Origin of the sequence: Agrobacterium sp. CNPSo 3708, assembly GCF_028674915.1 — a bacterium.
Classification (GTDB): domain Bacteria; phylum Pseudomonadota; class Alphaproteobacteria; order Rhizobiales; family Rhizobiaceae; genus Agrobacterium; species Agrobacterium cavarae.
In genome coordinates, this window is sequence record NZ_JAQZSF010000007.1 from 161,208 (window position 1) to 177,304 (window position 16,097).

The following is a 16,097-nucleotide window of genomic DNA, read 5'->3' on the forward strand; positions in this document are numbered from 1 at the left end:
CAAGGCGATGACAGGCCCATTCGCTTATTCGCCAAGCTTGTAGTCCAGGAACCACTTCTTATCGAGCGCGGCAAAGGTGCCGTCGGCTTTCAAGGCAGCAATCGCGGCGTTGACGGGTGCCACGAGATCGGAGCCCTTCTTGAAGATGAAGCCGAAATCGTCGCCGCCGAGTGGTCCACCGATGAGCTTCAGCGTGCCATTCGAGGCATCGACATAGCCCTTGCCGGCAACGCCATCGGTCAGCACCAGGTCGACATCGCCGGTGCGCAGCGCCTGCACGGTGGCACCGAAGGTTTCCATCAGCTTGACGCGCGGGTTCTGCTCGTTGCCATCGAGAATATCGTAGACGGCCGTATAGAATGGCGTTGTGCCAGCCTGCGCGCCGATCAGGCCCTTATCGAAGGCCGCAAAGCTCTTGGCGTCGGTAAAGCGCGTCTCGTCTGCCCGCACCAGCATGAACATTTCAGAGCGCATATAGGGATCGGAAAAATCCACCTTCTCCTTGCGCTCGTCCTTGATGCTGATGCCGGTCATGCCGATGTCGTACTGCCCGGCGGAGACAGCCGGGATCATCGCGTCCCAGGATGCGTTCTGATACTCGACCTTGGCATTCAGCCGCTTGGCGATCTCGTTCATCGCATCATATTCCCAACCGATCGGCTTGCCCGTCTTCGGATCGACGAATTGCAGCGGCGGATAGGCATTCTCCGTCACCACGACGATCTCGCGACCCTTCAGATCCGGCAGATCGGCAGCCGATGCGAGAACCGGCGATAACAGCGTGGCGGCGATGGCGATGAAAAACGAGCGTCTGAACAATGGCGGTCTCCTGAAAACAATGGCGGAAATTGACACGCTTTAAACCCGCCACGCAAGAGATATGCGTTTCAAGAAAGCGGTGGTGGTTAGAATGCCACCCGTCTTTCAACCCAGCCTCGCAATAGAACGCCCGGTGCGCGGCACGCAGCAAAGCCAGAAAACAAAAAAGGCGGCCCGAAGACCGCCTTTTCAAAAACCCAAAAGGGAAAGCTTATTCAGCTGCACCTTCAGCAGCCTTTGCTGCTGCAGCTTCTTCAGCTGCCTTGGCTTCAGCGGCTTCTGCTGCTGCCTTTTCGGCGGCCAGAGCCTGTGCTGCTGCAACCTTTTCAGCTTCGATACGTGCCTTTTCCTCGGCAGCAGCCTGACGCTCGGCGTCGTTGAGCTTGCGAGCGCGAACGCCGGTGTCTTCAACGATACGAGCGGACTTGCCGCGACGGTCGCGCAGGTAGTAGAGCTTCGCGCGGCGAACCTTACCACGGCGAACGATCTCAACGCCTTCAACCAGCGGAGAGTAAACCGGGAATACGCGCTCTACGCCTTCGCCGTAGGAGATTTTGCGAACGGTGAAGTTCTCGTTGAGACCGCCGCCGGAGCGAGCGATAACGACGCCTTCGTAAGCCTGTACGCGGGTACGGTTACCTTCCGTAACGCGCACGTTGACGCGAACGGTGTCACCAGGAGAAAATTCAGGAAGCTTGCGCTTTGCTTCGATCTTGGCGGCCTGTTCGGCTTCCAGCTGTGCAATAATGTTGGTCATGTTAACCTCTGAGTTCTTCTGAAACAGCCAGAGCGCTCAACGAGATCATTCCTTGGATCCTGTCCTTGGAATTATGCCTTGCGGCAGGAGCGGGTTCGCCATTCTTTGCTTGCGGTTAATGGGCATAAGCCCAGTTCCACGCGGGCCAATACAGGAAGATCACCGGTTTGTCATCCCTTACATGACAATATTTTGTCGGCCGCCACCTGATTGTCGGAAAGCACATCTGCTTATATGGGAGATGGAACGCCGGGAGGGGCCATGTCCATTGCAATCATTCTACTCTTGTTCGCCAGCGGCTTTCTGTCCGGCGCCGTCAATGCCATTGCTGGCGGCGGCACCTTCCTGACCTTCGGCGCCATGACGGTAGCGGGTCTCGCACCGATCTCGGCCAATGCCACCTCCTCCATCGTTCAGTTTCCAGGCTACGTCACCTCGGTAATTGCCTACTGGCCGGAAATCCGTGCCCACTGGAAGGGTGCGGTGCTGCTCGCGGTCCTCTCCATCCTCGGTTCAACCGGCGGCGCACTGCTGTTGCTGTCGCTCGACAACCCCTCCTTCCGCCAACTGGTGCCGTGGCTGCTGCTTGCCGCAACCGCGCTCTTTGCCGCAGGTCCCTGGCTTCGTCCGCGCTCGAGTGAAGAGCATCCGAAAAGCAATGCCGCGAGCCTGATCGGCCAGTTCTTCACCTCGATCTATGGCGGGTTCTTCGGTGCCGGCATGGGCATCATGATGCTGGCGGTACTGGGGCTGACGGCAGGCGGCACCTATCATCATCTGAACGCGCTAAAGAACCTGCTGGCTGTCGTCATCGCTGCCGTTGCCATTATCGTCTTCGTCGGCGGTGGTGTCGTTGCATGGCATGCCGCGCTGATCATGATCCCGGCGTCTGCGCTTGGCGGCTACTGCGGCGTCTATCTTGCCCGCCGCGTTCCGCAGTGGATCATCCGCGCATTGGTGATCACGGTCGGGCTCTTGCTGACGGGCTATTATTTCTTCACGGCCTGAGTGCCGGCAAGAAGGTCGGGTCGGCGCTCCTTCGTCAGGGAAAGCGCCTGCTCGTGCCGCCATGTGTCGATCAGCTTGTGATTGCCGGAGGTGAGGACCGCGGGGATATCGCGCCCTTCCCATACCTGTGGCCTCGTGTAATGCGGATGCTCCAAAAGCCCGCCTTCGAAACTTTCATGCACGCCGGACAGATCGTTGCCCATGACACCGGGGAGAATGCGCACCACCGCATCGAGAAGCGTCAGTGCCGCAGGCTCGCCGCCCGAGAGAATATAGTCGCCGATGCAAACCTCTTCGAGGCCACGCGCATCGATCACCCGCTGGTCCACGCCTTCAAAGCGACCGCATACGATGATGACACCCTCTCCGGCGGCCAATTCGCGGACACGCTCCTGCGTCAGCGGTTTGCCGCGCGGGCTCATCAGCAGCCGCGGACGGGCGTCACCCTCCGACACCGCATCGATGGCCGCTGCCAGCACATCGGGTTTCAGCACCATGCCGGCACCGCCACCTGCCGGGGTGTCATCGACACTGCGATGCTTGTCGGTGGCAAAGTCGCGGATCTGCACCGGTTCCATCTGCCACTGGCCGCGCTCCAGCGCCTTGCCAGCCAGAGAATAGGACAGATGTCCCGGAAACATTTCCGGGTAGAGCGTCAGCACGGTCGCCTTGAAGCTCATCGGCTTACTTCTTGCCCTTGCCGAAAATCGGATGCTCGGGATCGTCCTTGCCGTCTTCCGGATTGTCGATCAGTCCGGCGGCAAAGGGATCGATCAGGATCTTTCCGCCTTCCAGATCGATTTCGAGAACGGCAGCCTCGGTAAAGGGGATGAGCGCCGGGCGACGTCCCGCACCCTTCAGCTCAAGCAGGTCGCCCGCGCCGAAATCATAGACGGCACTGACCGAACCATAGCTCTTGCCTTCGGCATCGACCACGTCGAGACCTTCGAGGTCGGTGTAGAAGAACTCGTCCTCGTCCAGGTCCTCATCAGGCAGGTTGTCGCGATCGACAAACAGCTCAAGCCCGTTCAGCGCTTCAGCGGCGTTGCGGTCGTTGATGCCGCGAAAGCGCACGATGACGACATTCTTGCCTTGGCGCACTTCGAGAATTTCAAACACGCGCCCATCGGCGGCAACAAGATTGCCGTAATCGCCAAGCGCCATGGGATCGTCGGTATAGGAGCTGACCCGCACCTCGCCGCGCAAGCCTTGAGCTGCGCCAATCTTGGCCATGAGAATGGGGTTTTCCAGCTTTGCCATTGAACCGTCCGTTATCGCGTTTTGCGCGTATCTTTTAGTGCCTGGCTGATCTCTCGCCAAGCCCGTGGGGATTAAACATGAAAACGGGCGGCGCGGAAACCGCACCACCCGTCGTCAATCGGCATAAACCGAACTTATTCTGCAGCAGCAGCTTCAGCGGCAGCAGCAGCGGCGTCTTCAGCCTTCTGCTTCTTCTCGGCAACGCGCTCGAGAGCCTTCTTGCCTGGCTTTGCCTTTTCAGGGTTGCTGCGCGCGTCGCGCGTCGCAATGCCGGCTTCTGCGAGGAAGCGCAGAACGCGGTCGGTCGGCTGTGCGCCCTTTGCGATCCATTCCTTGACGAGGTCGCCATTGATCTGGATGCGGTCAGCGTTGTCCTTCGGAAGCATCGGGTTCCAGGAACCGACCTTCTCGAGGAAGCGGCCGTCGCGCGGGCTGCGGGCGTCAGCAACAACGATCTGGTAGTACGGGCGCTTCTTGGAACCACCGCGTGCGAGACGAATTTTCAGTGCCATGTGAGTTCTCCTTATAATGGCTTGCCCGCCGGTCAGGCGGTCTTTTCTGTGCCGTTGTGTTCAGCAGCAATTGCTTCATGATGCCGGATGACTTCCTTGATGATGAAGTTCAAGAACTTCTCGGCGAAATCCGGATCCAGATTGGCATCCTTGGCCAGGCGGCGCAGGCGTTCGATCTGGTATTCTTCGCGCGCCGGGTCTGCCGGCGGCAAATCGTAGGTGGCCTTCAACACGCCCACCGCCTTGGTACAGCGGAAGCGTTCGGCCAGCATGTGCACCAGTGCGGCATCGACATTGTCGATGGACTGGCGGTATTCAGCGAGTTTTTCTTTGACGTCTGTCGTGGTCACCGATGGCCTCACTTCTTCTTGCCAAAACCGGGCAGACTCGGAAGACCGCCGAGACCCGGCAGCTTGCTGCCACCGAGACCAGGCAATCCGCCTGGAAGGCCGCCAAGACCCGGAGGCAGAGCGCCCGGCTTGCCAAGACCTGCGGCTTCCGCCTGCTTCTGCAGCGCTTCAAGCTGCTTGGGGTCCATATTGGCGAGATCAGGCATGCCGCCCATGCCGCCGAGACCCATCTTGCCGGCCAGACCGCCCATCATCTGCTTCATGATGCCGCCTTTGCCCTTGCCGCCCATGGCTTTCATCATGTCGGCCATGCCGCGATGCATCTTGAGCAACTTGTTGATTTCGGCAGCATCCGTGCCGGAACCGGCAGCAATGCGCTTCTTGCGGCTGTGTTTGAGAATATCCGGGTTGGCGCGCTCAGCCTTGGTCATCGAGGAGATGATTGCCAGCTGACGGTCGAACATCTTGTCGTTCAAACCGGCAGACGCCATCTTGTCCTTCATGCCCGCCATGCCGGGCATCAGACCCATGATGCCGCCCATGCCGCCCATCTTCTGCATTTGGCGCAGCTGGTCGGCCAGATCGTTGAGGTCGAACTTGCCCTTGGCCATCTTCTCGGCCATGGCGCGGGCTTTTTCCGCATCGATATTCTCTGCAGCCTTTTCGACCAGCGAAACGATATCGCCCATGCCGAGAATGCGGTCTGCGATACGGCGTGGATGAAACTCATCCAGTTCGTTCATCCGCTCGCCGGTACCGATGAGCTTGATCGGCTTGCCGGTGACGGCACGCATGGAAAGCGCTGCACCGCCGCGGCCATCGCCGTCCATACGGGTCAGAACGAGGCCGGTAATGCCGACACGTTCATCGAAATTGCGCGCCAGATTGACGGCGTCCTGACCGGTCAGGCTGTCGGCAACCAGCAGGATTTCGTGCGGATTGGCCTTCTTCTTGATGTCAGCCATTTCCAGCATCAACGGCTCGTCGATGTGGGTACGGCCGGCGGTATCGAGAATCACGACATCATGGCCGCCAAGCTTGGCCGCCTGGACCGCGCGCGAGGCGATATCGGTCGGCGACTGGCCGGCAACGATCGGCAGCGTGTCGATGCCGGTCTGCACGCCGAGCTGGCGCAGCTGTTCCTGGGCGGCGGGGCGGCGCGTGTCGAGAGATGCCATCAGCACCTTCTTCTTCTCGCGATCCGTCAGACGCTTGGCAATCTTGCCGGTGGTGGTGGTCTTACCCGAACCCTGCAGACCCACCATCATGATGACGACGGGTGCCGGCGCATGCAGATCGACCGAAACACCTTCCGAACCCAGCATTTCGACTAGCTCGTCATGGACGATCTTGACGACCATCTGGCCGGGCTTGATGGATTTCAGAACCGAGGCGCCAACCGCCTTTTCACGCACCTTTTCGGTGAAGGTACGAACGACTTCCAGCGCCACGTCCGCTTCCAGAAGCGCACGGCGAACCTCACGCAGCGCTGCGGAAACATCGGCTTCCGAAAGCGAGCCACGGCCGGTCAGTCCATTCAAAATGGAGCCAAGGCGGTCCTGGAGGTTTTCAAACATCGTTTCATCCTTCTTCGTTTCGGTTTCCCGAAACGTCGGTGCTTTTGCTGGCAAAAACAAGACGCCCGGAAATGGGCAAAGCCAAAAAGCACCCGAGGGCGCGTCGCGCTGTCGGGTGTTGACCTCCGGGATCTCTTTATACCTTGACGGGTCCCGGTCGGCGGCTTGGAGTCTTGAAACTGCCAGCTGATGCGGCGGGATAAACAGGAAATGCGCGCCAAAGTCAAGGCAAGTCCGCAGTTTTGGCCGAAGCGCCGTCAATTTGTCGCCTTCAAGGCGCTTCTTCTACGGGTCAGACGCTTGTTGTTTATCGGTGCGCTTCCTATAGCTAATATTATGAACCGTCGAAACTTCTTTCGCCTCTCCGCCATTGGTGGCCTGCTGCTTGCAAGCGGCGGCATTTTTGCCAGCCGTTCCTATGCCAGCGCTTATTACAAGGGCCCTGCCTCCGATCATTTCGACGGCACGCGGTTCTTCAATCCCAATGGGGAGCAGCCGAATGGTTTTAGCGACCTGATGAAATGGCGCTTCAACGGCCAGAGAGCTCAGTGGCCGGAGAACTATCCAAGCCCCTATCCGACCGCGAAACCAGATGCCCGCGTCGAAGGAAAAGATCTGCGCGTCACCTTTGTTGGCCACGCTTCGTTCCTCATTCAGACGGCGGGGCTGAATATTCTGGTCGATCCGGTATGGTCGGAGCGCACAAGTCCGTTCAGCTTTGTAGGACCAAAGCGCGTCAACCCGCCCGGCATCCGCTTCGAGGACCTGCCGCCGATCGATCTCGTTCTCGTCACCCATAATCATTATGACCATCTCGATCTCGACACGCTGCATAGGCTGCATGTCGAGCACAAGCCGCTTTTCGTCACGCCGCTCGGTAACGACGCGATCATCCACACCAAGGTGCAGGCAGCGAAGATTTCGGTGGGAGACTGGGGCGATGCGATTGCCGTCAGCCCCGACGTCAAAGTCCATTTCGAGCCCTGCCACCACTGGTCCGCACGCGGGTTGAACGACAGGCGCATGGCGCTCTGGGCCGCCTTCGTCATCGAGACGCCCGGCGGCAAGATCTACCATATCGGCGATACCGGCTTTCACAGCGGGCTGAACTACCACGCTGCCGCCAAGAAGCATGGCAGCTTCCGCCTCGCCAACCTGCCCTTCGGTGCCTATGAGCCGCGCTGGTTCATGAAGGGCCAGCACCAAAATCCGGCGGAGGCTGTGGAAGGCATGAAGATCTGCAACGCCACTTATGCCTGCGGCCACCATTGGGGCACGGTGCAACTGACCGATGAAGCGATCGATGCACCGATCATCGCGCTCGAAGCGGCCATGAAGGATAAAAACGTCGCGCGTGAAAACTTCCGCCCGATGCGCCCGGGCGAAGTGTTCGACGTTCCGATGGTTTGAACGGAAGTGGGTAAATGAGGGCGTTGCCGGACAGCGCCCTGCTTATTCCGAAATGATCTTGACCCGCTGCCCCGGCTCTATCGCGGCGGTGGTGCTCAGCGCATTTAAGACGCGGAAGAGTTCCAGCTTGCGATCCGTGCCCATCATCCGTGCGGCAAGCGAGGCGACCGTTTCGCCCGGCTTGACGGTAACGACACGCACGCGAAGCGGCTTCAGTGCAGAGATTTCCGCAGGCGTCATCTTGCGGAAGCTGGAGCGCAGGAGGTTCGCCACCGTCTCCAGCTGCGCGCTGCCCTTCGGCACGGCAGTCAGGAAACGGAAAATCTGGTCGCCGACACGAATGACGGTGACATCGAAATCCCACTTGTCGGCGCTGGCGCGCGCTGTTGCAGCGGGCAGACCGTTGACCTGTATTTCCCGCACCGTGTCCGGCAACAGGCCGGCCACCCAGCCGCTCGTCAGGTAATTGGGCAGGCTGGTCTGCTTCGGATCGGCAACGCCATCGAAGCGGATTGCCATATCACCCGGGCCAGTTGCCAAAACCGCCTCGACCTTGTTGTCGATCTGGAAGCCTTCCGGCACATCGAAACGAATGCCGAGATTGCCATGCAGGAAGGTGTTGCCGCGGACATAACCCTCCTGCGGGCTGTCGCCGTAGAGCAATCCATCGATGCCGGTGAGGAACCAGTCGCGGCCCTTGTCGCCGACCTGGCCTTCCTGACCGAAGGCGCGCGCATGGCGCTTGGCCAGTTCGATACGCTGCGGCGTATTCGGGTGGCTCGAGAGGAAGTCGAGACTCTGATCGCTATCGGGATCGGCCGAGGTAAAGCGCGCATAGGCCGCCATGGAATCAAGGAAGCGTGGCGAGGCGTAAGGATCGTAGCCCGCCTCACCCAGCATCCGCACGCCGATCACGTCCGCCTGCAATTCCTGCTGGCGCGAGAATGCCGCAAGACGAAGCTTGCCGCGTGCAAGCGCCTGCTTGCCGGCGAGATCGCTGGACAGAACCTCCGCCACGACGCGGCTGGCAATCACTTCCGCTTCTTCGCGGCGTTGACGCTCGATGCCGTGATTGGCTGTGACGTGGCCCATTTCATGCGACAGCACCGCCGCCACTTCCGAGGCGTCATTGGCAAGCGCCAGAAGACCGCGCGTGACGTAAAGATAGCCGCCCGGCAGCGCGAAAGCATTGATGGCCGGCGAATTCAAAATGGTGATGCGATAGGACTGCTGAGGATTTTCCGACACTGCCGTCAACGCGCCGGTGATGCGGGCGACCAGACGCTCGGTCTTCTCGTCGTGATATTCGCCGCCATAGCTTGCGACGATGCGCGGATGCTCACGCGCACCCATCTGTGCACGCGGATCGTTCTTCTGCACCTCTTCGACTGTCTGCGGATTGTCGGAAGGCTTCAGCGAGGACTGATAGGCAGGGCTGAACAGCGACTGGCATGAGGACAGCATCAATGCCGCAGCCCCGAGGCTTATGATGCCTCGCCGCGATATCGACCGCTTTTCCATATCGTGACCGGAGCGGCCATTTACGGCCTTCACACGCGTCATCATCCTGCCAGTCCGCTCCAAACGTTCCTGATCATCCGTTATATGCAGACCAGAATATCAGCTTAAACCCCACAGGCACCAGAATGCCTGAACATCCAAAACGATCCCAAAAACGATCTATGCTGCGGAAAGACCCTGACAAAAGACGTTCTCTATATATGTCTCAAATAGTTGAGCCTGATTGGCAAGTGCAAAAAATACGCACCTTCACTGTCTATTTGCAGGATTGACATTGCGCCGCGTCCAAATTGTGGCACGTCCCCGCACTACTTCTGGAGGAAGGCTCCGACCTCGGGAATGTCTGTGGCGGAAAAGAAGGCCTCCGTCGCGCCCTGAAACAGGATCTTGCCATCCGACAGAAAAACCACCGCGTCAGCAAGACGGCGAATATCGTCCGGGTGATGGGTGACGAGGAGAACCGTGTTGCCGTTCTCCGATTGCAGCTCTTTCAACAGCCCCGCCATTCCGGCGCGCAAGCCGGGATCCAGCGCTGCAAAGGGTTCGTCCAGCAGCATGACCGCGCGCTGACGAACCAGTGCACGCGCAAGTGCTGCACGCTGGCGTTCACCACCGGACATGCTGGAGGGCAGCCGCTTTTCGAAACCCGCAAGCCCCACCCGTTCAAGAGCTGACGCAATCCTTGCCTTGTCTTCCTGTGTAAGGCGAAGCGATGGGTTGATCCCGAGGCCGATATTGGTGGCGATGTCGAGATGGGCGAAGAGGTTGTTGTCCTGGAAGATCAGCGAGATCGGCCTTTCCGCCGGATCGCGTCCACCCATGTCTTCGGCCCCGATCAGCACGCGACCACCTGTCGGCTTTTCAAAACCTGCGACGAGGTTGAGAAGCGTCGACTTGCCCGAACCGGAAGGACCGACGACCGCGGTCACCTTCGCTTCCTCGAAGGACGTGTCGAAGCAGAAGTGCTGCTGTCCAAGCTGCAGCGAGACCTGTTCCAGCGTAACCTTTGCCTGATCACTCTTCATGTCGCTGCTTTCGCTCTCTCGGATTGGCGCGACACGCCACCTGCTGCGAGGATGAGGCAAATGACGCCTAGGATGAAGGCATAGCCCGCCGCATCATTGGTCCGGTAGCTGCCCATATTGCTGTAGACGAGCCACGGCAAGGTCACGAAGCGTTCCGAGCCGAAAAGGGCCACGGCTCCGAGATCGCCAAGCGACAGTGCCATGGCAAAGGAAAAGGCCATGGCGAAGGCGCGCCACAGGACCGGAAGATCGACAAGGCGAAAACGGGAAAAGCCTGTGAGACCTAGGCTTGAGACCAGTTTTTCGGTTCTTGCCTGATGGGTCGTGAAGGCGGGTTCGAGAACGCGCATGGCAAAGGGCAAGGCCATCAGCATGTTGATGAGCGCCACGAGGAATGGCGCGAAGAGGGACACATCGCCAAAGGGGCGCAACAGCAGAAACCAGCCACTGCCCAGCACGACGGGTGGCACCAGAAGCACCATCGAAGCGCCGCCACCAAAAGTCGCCGCGATAAGCCTTGCACCCCACGACGGTGCATTGTCGTCCGCAACCACCTGGCGCGCCCGGATGAGCGCCACGGAGACCAGAACCGAGAGCGTTGCCGAGAAAAGTGCGATCGACAGGCTGGTGATGGCTGCGCGCCGAAATATCTCGGCGCTCAAAAGACGCCACAGATCCGCAGTCAATCCGGAGGCCGCGACGGCGACGAGCGGCGACCCGACCAGCAGCATCGCAAGAACAATGACAAGCCCATCCCAAAGACGCGCCAACGGGCGAGCGGCATCGAAACGACGAACCGTCTGGCCGTGCGTCTGACCCTCCGCTTCCGCACCCGGCAGAAACGAGAGCAAGATGAGAAGCAGGCCGGTCATCGCAATCTGCATGAGCGAGAGTGCTATGGCGCGTGGCGGATCGAAATCGAAGCGGAGCGCCTGATAGATCGCCACCTCAACGGTCGTCGCAGCCGGACCGCCGCCGAGCAGCAGGACAAGCGTGAAGCTCGTGGCGCAGAGCATGAAGATCAGGCCCGCTACACCCGGTACGAGCCGCCGTACCACCGGCCATTCGATGAAGCAGAACGTGGAGAGAGAATTCATGCCGAGCACGGCACTCATGCGCCAATATTCGCCGGGCATTCTTTCCAGCCCCGCCAGGAAGAAGCGCACGGCAAGCGGCAGGTTGAAGAAGACATGGGCAATGAGAATGCCGGAAAGGCCGTAGATGCTGAAAGGCTGCTCTGCGCCCGCAGAGAGAAGTGCTGCGTTGAGCAGCCCCTGCCTGCCCCAGATGGCAATCAGCCCAAGCGCGCCGACGATCACGGGCAGACCCATCGGCACCGCCATCAGCCGGATGATCCAGATACGGCCGGGAAAATCCCTCTGGCGTGCCAGCGCCAGTGCGACCGGTGGACCGAGCGCCACCGAAAGAACGGTGGAGAGCGTCGCCTGCCAGAGCGTGAAGCGGAGAATGCGCAGTGTATAAGTATCGAAGAGGGCGTTCGACGCCGCCTGTGTATCGAAGGAAAGAAGCGCTACGACCGCAAGGCCGATGAAGAGCAACACGGCGGAAAAAGCCGCCATGCCACTGATCAGGAACCGTCTTCTGTCGCTGCGCGCAATCACGGGCGGGGTCGCGTGAGATTACTTCACGCTCATCGCGGTCAGCCACTCATCGATCCAGGCCTTGCGGTTCTTCGCCACCTCTTCCGGCGACATCAGGAAGGTCTTGGTCGGCTGGACCAGCTTGTTGAAGGCATCCGGCAGCGGCTGCGACGTGGCGGTGACCGGCATCATCCAGTTGTTTTCCGGAATGGCATCCTGGAAGCCTGGCGTCAGGATGAAGGAAAGGAACGTCTTGCCAAGCTCCTTCTCCGGCGCGTTCTTCAACAAACCGGCGACTTCGATCTGAATGTAATGGCCTTCCTCGAAGCTTGCAGCCTGATAGCGCTCGCTGTGCTCGGCCACCATGTGATAGGCGGGCGATGTGGTATAGGAAAGCACCATCGGCACTTCGCCCTTGGTAAAGAGTCCGTAGGACTCCGACCAGCCCGGCGTCACCGTCAGCACGCGATCCTTGAGCTTCGCCCAGGCTTCCGGCGCCTTGTCGCCATAGACCGACTTGACCCAGAGCAGCAAGCCGAGACCCGGCGTCGATGTCCGCGGATCCTGAATGGCGATCTTCTGCGACGGGTCGCCCTCGACCAGTTCCTTCAGGCTTTTTGGCGGGTTCTTCAGCGTCTGGGTGTCGTAGACGACGGCAAAGTGGCCGTAATCATAGGGAACGAAGACATCGTCCTTGAAGCCGCCCGGCACCTTTGCTGCGGAGGCGTCGATGCCCGATGCTTCGAAGAGCCCGGTGTCCTTGGCTTCGGCAATGAGGTTGGTATCGAGACCGACCACGACATCCGCGTTGGAGCTTGTACCTTCCAGCTTCAGGCGATTGAGCAGCGCCACACCATCGGCGACGCCGACGAAACTGACGGTGCAATCGCAGGTCTTCTCGAACGCCGCCTTCACCTTGGGACCGGGACCCCATTCGGAGACGAAGCTTTCATAGGTGTAGACGGTGAGAACCTTTTTATCCTGCGCAGCGCCAAGGCTTGGCAGGAGGAAGGATACGGCGACGAGGCCGGACAGCAGAAAACGACGATACATCAGACACCTTCTCGAATGGGTTACGGGAATAGGCGTCTGGATGGAAGCCGTCTAATCCCTCCGCCGGTGTTAACCGGATCAGGTTCTTCGGGTTGGCGAACGCCTCTCAGCCTTGTCTTTTCGACAAAGCACCCCGTTAGAGCGAGAAAAGATGTAATGACACAATCGGTTATTGGCAAGACGTGACGCCGCGCGCCTATGCCTGCTCCGTCATGTAAACCAGTTCCCAGACATGGCCATCGGGATCCTGAAAGCTTGCGGCATACATGAAGCCGTGATCCTGCACCGGTTTCCACTCGCGCCCACCGGAAGACAGCGCTGTTTTCAGCATGCTGTCGATCTCCTCGCGACTGGACGCCGAAAGGCAGGTCAGCACCTCCGTGCCGCGATTGGCATCGGCGATCTCGCCATTGATGAAATCGCGGAAGCGTTCTTCCTGAAGCAGCATGACGAAGATGTTCTTTTCGACGATCATGCACAGCGTTCGCTCATCGGAATATTCCGGATTGAAGCTGAAGCCGAGCGCGGTGAAGAAGGCTTTCGATGTCTCGATATTCTTCACCGGCAGATTGACGAAGATCATGCGCATGGTGGGGCTCCTCCGTTTTGGATAGAGAACCGCATATTTGATGAGCTGTCAAAGATGGTGTGGGCTAGCCTTCCATCTCTTCGCGCAGCATCTCAAGCTCAAGCCATTCCTCCTCCATGGCGTCCAGCTTTTCGCGAAGCTCCGCCATCTCGTCCGCCAGCTTGTTGAAAGCAGCCGGGTCCTTGGCAAAGAGCTGCGGATCGGCCATGCGCTCTTCGCGCTTGGCGATCTCGCCCTGCAGCTTTTCCATTTCCTTCGGCAGGTTTTCCAGCGCGAACTTCTGCTTGAAGGAGAGCTTGCCCTTGGCCTTGGAAGGCTCGGCACTGGTCGCTGTACTTGCAGAGGCCTTCGCCTTTTCCTGCTTTTCCGAACGCTTCTTGTCTTCGGCCGCGCCCTTGCGCTGCGCCATCATGTCCGAATAGCCGCCGGCATATTCGATCCAGCGGCCGTCCGGCGCATCCGGGTTGGCAGGCGCGATCGTTGAGGTCACCGTGCGGTCGAGGAAGTCACGGTCGTGGCTGACGAGAATGACGGTGCCGGAAAAGCCAGCGACGATTTCCTGAAGCAGATCGAGGGTCTCGATATCGAGATCGTTCGTCGGCTCATCAAGGATCAGTAGGTTTGTCGGTCTTGCCAGGATCCGCGCCAGAATGAGACGCGCGCGCTCACCACCAGACAGATTGCGGATTGGCGTGCGGGCCTGTTCCGGCTGGAACAGAAAGTCCTTCATATAGCCGGTCACATGCTTCTGCTCGCCATTGACCAGCAGGCTCTCGCCGCGACCATCGGTCAGGTAATGCGCCAGCGTATCGTTGGGATTGAGGTCCTCACGCTTCTGGTCGAGTGTGGCGATTTCCAGATTGGTGCCGAGTTTCACCGTGCCGCTGTCAGGCGCCAACTCACCGGTCAGCATCTTGAGAAGCGTGGTCTTGCCCGCGCCATTCGGCCCGACGAGACCGATGCAATCGCCGCGATGCACGCGCAGCGAAAAGGGCGCGATGATGGTGCGATCGCCATAGGACTTGGTGATGGCCTCGGCCTCGATCACCAGCTTGCCGGATTCGCGCGCTTCCACGGCCGTTGCCTGCACGGAGCCCTGCGGACCCTTGTGGCCGCGATAGGCCGCACGCATGTCACGCAGTTCTCCCACGCGGCGCATGTTGCGCTTGCGGCGTGCCGTCACGCCGTAGCGCATCCAGTGCTCTTCGCGCTCGATCGCCTTGCCGAGCTTGTGCTGCTCCAGCTCTTCCTCTTCCAGCACCTTGTCGCGCCATTCCTCGAAGTAGCCAAAGCCACGGCTGAGACGACGCGACTGGCCGCGATCAAGCCAGACGGTGGCGGTCGACACCTTCTCGAGGAAGCGGCGGTCGTGCGAGATGAGGACGAGCGCGCTTCGCGTCTGCTGCAATTCGCTTTCCAGCCATTCGATGGTCGGAAGATCCAGATGGTTGGTCGGCTCGTCCAGCATCAGGATGTCGGGCTCCGGCGCCATGACACGGGCAAGTGCGGCACGACGCGCTTCGCCACCGGAAAGGCTCGACGGATTTTCCTGGCCGGTCAGACCCAAATGTTCCAGCAGATAGCTGACCCGATAGGGATCGTCGCCCGGTCCAAGGCCGGATTCGGCATAGGCCTGTACGGTGTCGTAGGCGCCGAAATCCGGCGCCTGCTCCAGATAGCGGATCGTCGCGGAGGGATGACGAAAGACCTCGCCCGACTGCGCTTCGACGAGACCGGCGGCGATCTTCATCAGCGTCGACTTGCCCGACCCGTTTCGACCGACGAGGCAGATACGATCGCCCGGCTCCACCTGCAGGTTGGCGCCATCCAGAAGTGGCGTCACGCCAAAGGTCAGCTTGATATCGTCGAGTTTCAGAATGGGGGGTGCCAAGGCATCAGGCTCCGGTCAGATCGTAGGGACGGGCAAGCACGATCGCCTTGCCGCTTTTGAGGCGAAGGCGAATTTCGCCCTCAGCCACGTTGGACATAGTGCGCGACGAGCCGAAGGCAAGCGCAAAATCGTTGAGGGGATAACGGGCGTTCTCGATATCGAGACCCGAAAGGGCTGTAAAACCGGCAACCGAAAACAGCGAGCCCCGAGGCAGATCGAGCGCCAAATCGCCGGCAAGCAGCGGAAAAGCTTCTTCCTCACCAGACGTCAGCACCACCTCGAAGCCGCGTTCCGCCAGAGCCACAGCATAGAGCAGATGAAACTGCGCATGGTCGGATCGTTCGCCCGCCAGCGCGCCGACCAGCGTGAGACGCTTCGCGCCCCGCGCCAAAGCCTCGGAAACGGCAATCTCGCCATCCGTCTCGCCCTTGGCAGCTGGAAATGGCTGTTGCGGCACATCCGGCCATTCGTCGACAAGCGCCGCATCGGCGGAATCGAAATCGCCCACCCACAGCTCAGGGGTGAGAGCGAGCGGCCTGGCATGTTTCATACCGCTATCGGCGGCAATCACGCGCGATCCGGCAACCGCCTTTTGCAGGCGATCCGTTACCGCGATATCGCCGCCCAGCAGAATGGTGAAGTGATCCGATCTCATGCCCTGCCTTATCGCGAAACCTTGTCCCAAGGAAAGGCGGAAACGCTGCAGAGGGCGGCGATATTGATT

16 protein-coding genes and 1 riboswitch are annotated in these 16,097 nt (G+C 60.0%); of the genes, 2 read left to right on the forward strand and 14 right to left on the reverse strand.

Translation table 11 applies throughout. The features are described 5' to 3' along the window. Positions 1-24: 24 nt before the first annotated feature. Together PVA19_RS16305 and rplS are read right to left on the reverse strand one after the other, a co-directional pair. On the reverse strand, positions 25-819 hold the full coding sequence (locus tag PVA19_RS16305; protein WP_274103439.1) for a transporter substrate-binding domain-containing protein: 795 nt from the start codon (positions 817-819) through the stop codon (positions 25-27). A gap of 211 nt (positions 820-1,030) precedes the next feature. Further along, positions 1,031-1,576 carry a 50S ribosomal protein L19 gene (gene rplS / locus PVA19_RS16310; RefSeq protein WP_027673599.1) on the reverse strand — a complete coding sequence of 182 codons (546 nt, stop codon included), beginning with the start codon at positions 1,574-1,576 and terminating at the stop codon, positions 1,031-1,033. A gap of 261 nt (positions 1,577-1,837) precedes the next feature. Between rplS and PVA19_RS16315 the strand changes: the two genes are divergently transcribed. Next, entirely contained in the window at positions 1,838-2,584 is a 747-nt protein-coding gene (locus PVA19_RS16315; RefSeq protein ID WP_274103440.1) for a sulfite exporter TauE/SafE family protein, read from the forward strand. Here the strand turns inward: PVA19_RS16315 and trmD are convergent. The 5 genes from trmD to ffh form a co-directional block, all read right to left on the reverse strand. Further along, positions 2,566-3,264 (reverse strand): tRNA (guanosine(37)-N1)-methyltransferase TrmD, encoded by a 699-nt coding sequence (gene trmD / locus PVA19_RS16320; RefSeq protein WP_113180737.1) that lies wholly within the window; start codon positions 3,262-3,264, stop codon positions 2,566-2,568. The two genes, PVA19_RS16315 and trmD, sit on opposite strands and share 19 nt — an antisense overlap. A 4-nt stretch (positions 3,265-3,268) precedes the next feature. Beyond that, on the reverse strand, positions 3,269-3,844 hold the full coding sequence (rimM, locus tag PVA19_RS16325) for a ribosome maturation factor RimM (protein WP_062424944.1): 576 nt from the start codon (positions 3,842-3,844) through the stop codon (positions 3,269-3,271). A gap of 134 nt (positions 3,845-3,978) precedes the next feature. Continuing rightward, entirely contained in the window at positions 3,979-4,356 is a 378-nt protein-coding gene (gene rpsP, locus PVA19_RS16330) for a 30S ribosomal protein S16 (protein ID WP_062424945.1), read from the reverse strand. Between the two features lie 32 nt (positions 4,357-4,388). After that, positions 4,389-4,706, reverse strand: coding sequence for a chorismate mutase (locus PVA19_RS16335; RefSeq protein WP_062444677.1), 318 nt, complete (start codon positions 4,704-4,706; stop codon positions 4,389-4,391). 8 nt (positions 4,707-4,714) lie between these two features. After that, positions 4,715-6,283 (reverse strand): signal recognition particle protein, encoded by a 1,569-nt coding sequence (gene ffh, locus PVA19_RS16340; RefSeq protein WP_274103441.1) that lies wholly within the window; start codon positions 6,281-6,283, stop codon positions 4,715-4,717. A 336-nt stretch (positions 6,284-6,619) separates the two neighbouring features. On the opposite strand from ffh, the gene PVA19_RS16345 reads away from it, so the two are divergent. Then, positions 6,620-7,693, forward strand: coding sequence for an MBL fold metallo-hydrolase (locus PVA19_RS16345; protein WP_274103610.1), 1,074 nt, complete (start codon positions 6,620-6,622; stop codon positions 7,691-7,693). A gap of 42 nt (positions 7,694-7,735) precedes the next feature. On the opposite strand, the gene PVA19_RS16350 is transcribed toward PVA19_RS16345, so the two are convergent. From PVA19_RS16350 to PVA19_RS16380, 7 genes are all read right to left on the reverse strand, one after another. Further along, entirely contained in the window at positions 7,736-9,214 is a 1,479-nt protein-coding gene (locus tag PVA19_RS16350) for a M48 family metalloprotease (RefSeq protein WP_062424969.1), read from the reverse strand. 308 nt (positions 9,215-9,522) lie between these two features. Then, on the reverse strand, positions 9,523-10,239 hold the full coding sequence (locus tag PVA19_RS16355; RefSeq protein WP_113267458.1) for a thiamine ABC transporter ATP-binding protein: 717 nt from the start codon (positions 10,237-10,239) through the stop codon (positions 9,523-9,525). Continuing rightward, positions 10,236-11,861, reverse strand: a complete 1,626-nt coding sequence (thiP, locus tag PVA19_RS16360) for a thiamine/thiamine pyrophosphate ABC transporter permease ThiP (protein WP_274103443.1) — start codon at positions 11,859-11,861, stop codon at positions 10,236-10,238. Before thiP ends, PVA19_RS16355 begins: the two co-directional genes overlap by 4 nt. Positions 11,862-11,879: 18 nt before the next feature. Next, positions 11,880-12,893 carry a thiamine ABC transporter substrate binding subunit gene (gene thiB / locus PVA19_RS16365; RefSeq protein ID WP_274103444.1) on the reverse strand — a complete coding sequence of 338 codons (1,014 nt, stop codon included), beginning with the start codon at positions 12,891-12,893 and terminating at the stop codon, positions 11,880-11,882. A 38-nt stretch (positions 12,894-12,931) separates the two neighbouring features. Further along, positions 12,932-13,039: riboswitch (TPP riboswitch) on the reverse strand. 50 nt (positions 13,040-13,089) lie between these two features. Next, on the reverse strand, positions 13,090-13,482 hold the full coding sequence (locus tag PVA19_RS16370) for a VOC family protein (RefSeq protein ID WP_062424950.1): 393 nt from the start codon (positions 13,480-13,482) through the stop codon (positions 13,090-13,092). 64 nt (positions 13,483-13,546) lie between these two features. Further along, complete coding sequence (locus PVA19_RS16375) at positions 13,547-15,373, reverse strand: ABC-F family ATP-binding cassette domain-containing protein (RefSeq protein ID WP_274103445.1); 1,827 nt, start codon at positions 15,371-15,373, stop codon at positions 13,547-13,549. A gap of 4 nt (positions 15,374-15,377) precedes the next feature. Continuing rightward, positions 15,378-16,028 carry a thiamine diphosphokinase gene (locus PVA19_RS16380; protein ID WP_274103446.1) on the reverse strand — a complete coding sequence of 217 codons (651 nt, stop codon included), beginning with the start codon at positions 16,026-16,028 and terminating at the stop codon, positions 15,378-15,380. Positions 16,029-16,097: the final 69 nt, after the last annotated feature.

Excerpts from the sequence above, each read along its gene's own strand:
- rpsP (WP_062424945.1), bottom strand. The coding sequence starts at position 4,356 with ATGGCACTGAAAATTCGTCTCGCACGCGGTGGTTCCAAGAAGCGCCCG.
- rplS (WP_027673599.1), bottom strand. The coding sequence starts at position 1,576 with ATGACCAACATTATTGCACAGCTGGAAGCCGAACAGGCCGCCAAGATC.
- PVA19_RS16380 (WP_274103446.1), bottom strand. The coding sequence starts at position 16,028 with ATGAGATCGGATCACTTCACCATTCTGCTGGGCGGCGATATCGCGGTA.
- PVA19_RS16315 (WP_274103440.1), top strand. The coding sequence starts at position 1,838 with ATGTCCATTGCAATCATTCTACTCTTGTTCGCCAGCGGCTTTCTGTCC.
- ffh (WP_274103441.1), bottom strand. The coding sequence starts at position 6,283 with ATGTTTGAAAACCTCCAGGACCGCCTTGGCTCCATTTTGAATGGACTG.
- PVA19_RS16345 (WP_274103610.1), top strand. The coding sequence starts at position 6,620 with ATGAACCGTCGAAACTTCTTTCGCCTCTCCGCCATTGGTGGCCTGCTG.
- PVA19_RS16370 (WP_062424950.1), bottom strand. The coding sequence starts at position 13,482 with ATGCGCATGATCTTCGTCAATCTGCCGGTGAAGAATATCGAGACATCG.
- PVA19_RS16350 (WP_062424969.1), bottom strand. The coding sequence starts at position 9,214 with ATGGAAAAGCGGTCGATATCGCGGCGAGGCATCATAAGCCTCGGGGCT.
- rimM (WP_062424944.1), bottom strand. The coding sequence starts at position 3,844 with ATGGCAAAGCTGGAAAACCCCATTCTCATGGCCAAGATTGGCGCAGCT.
- trmD (WP_113180737.1), bottom strand. The coding sequence starts at position 3,264 with ATGAGCTTCAAGGCGACCGTGCTGACGCTCTACCCGGAAATGTTTCCG.
- thiB (WP_274103444.1), bottom strand. The coding sequence starts at position 12,893 with ATGTATCGTCGTTTTCTGCTGTCCGGCCTCGTCGCCGTATCCTTCCTC.
- PVA19_RS16355 (WP_113267458.1), bottom strand. The coding sequence starts at position 10,239 with ATGAAGAGTGATCAGGCAAAGGTTACGCTGGAACAGGTCTCGCTGCAG.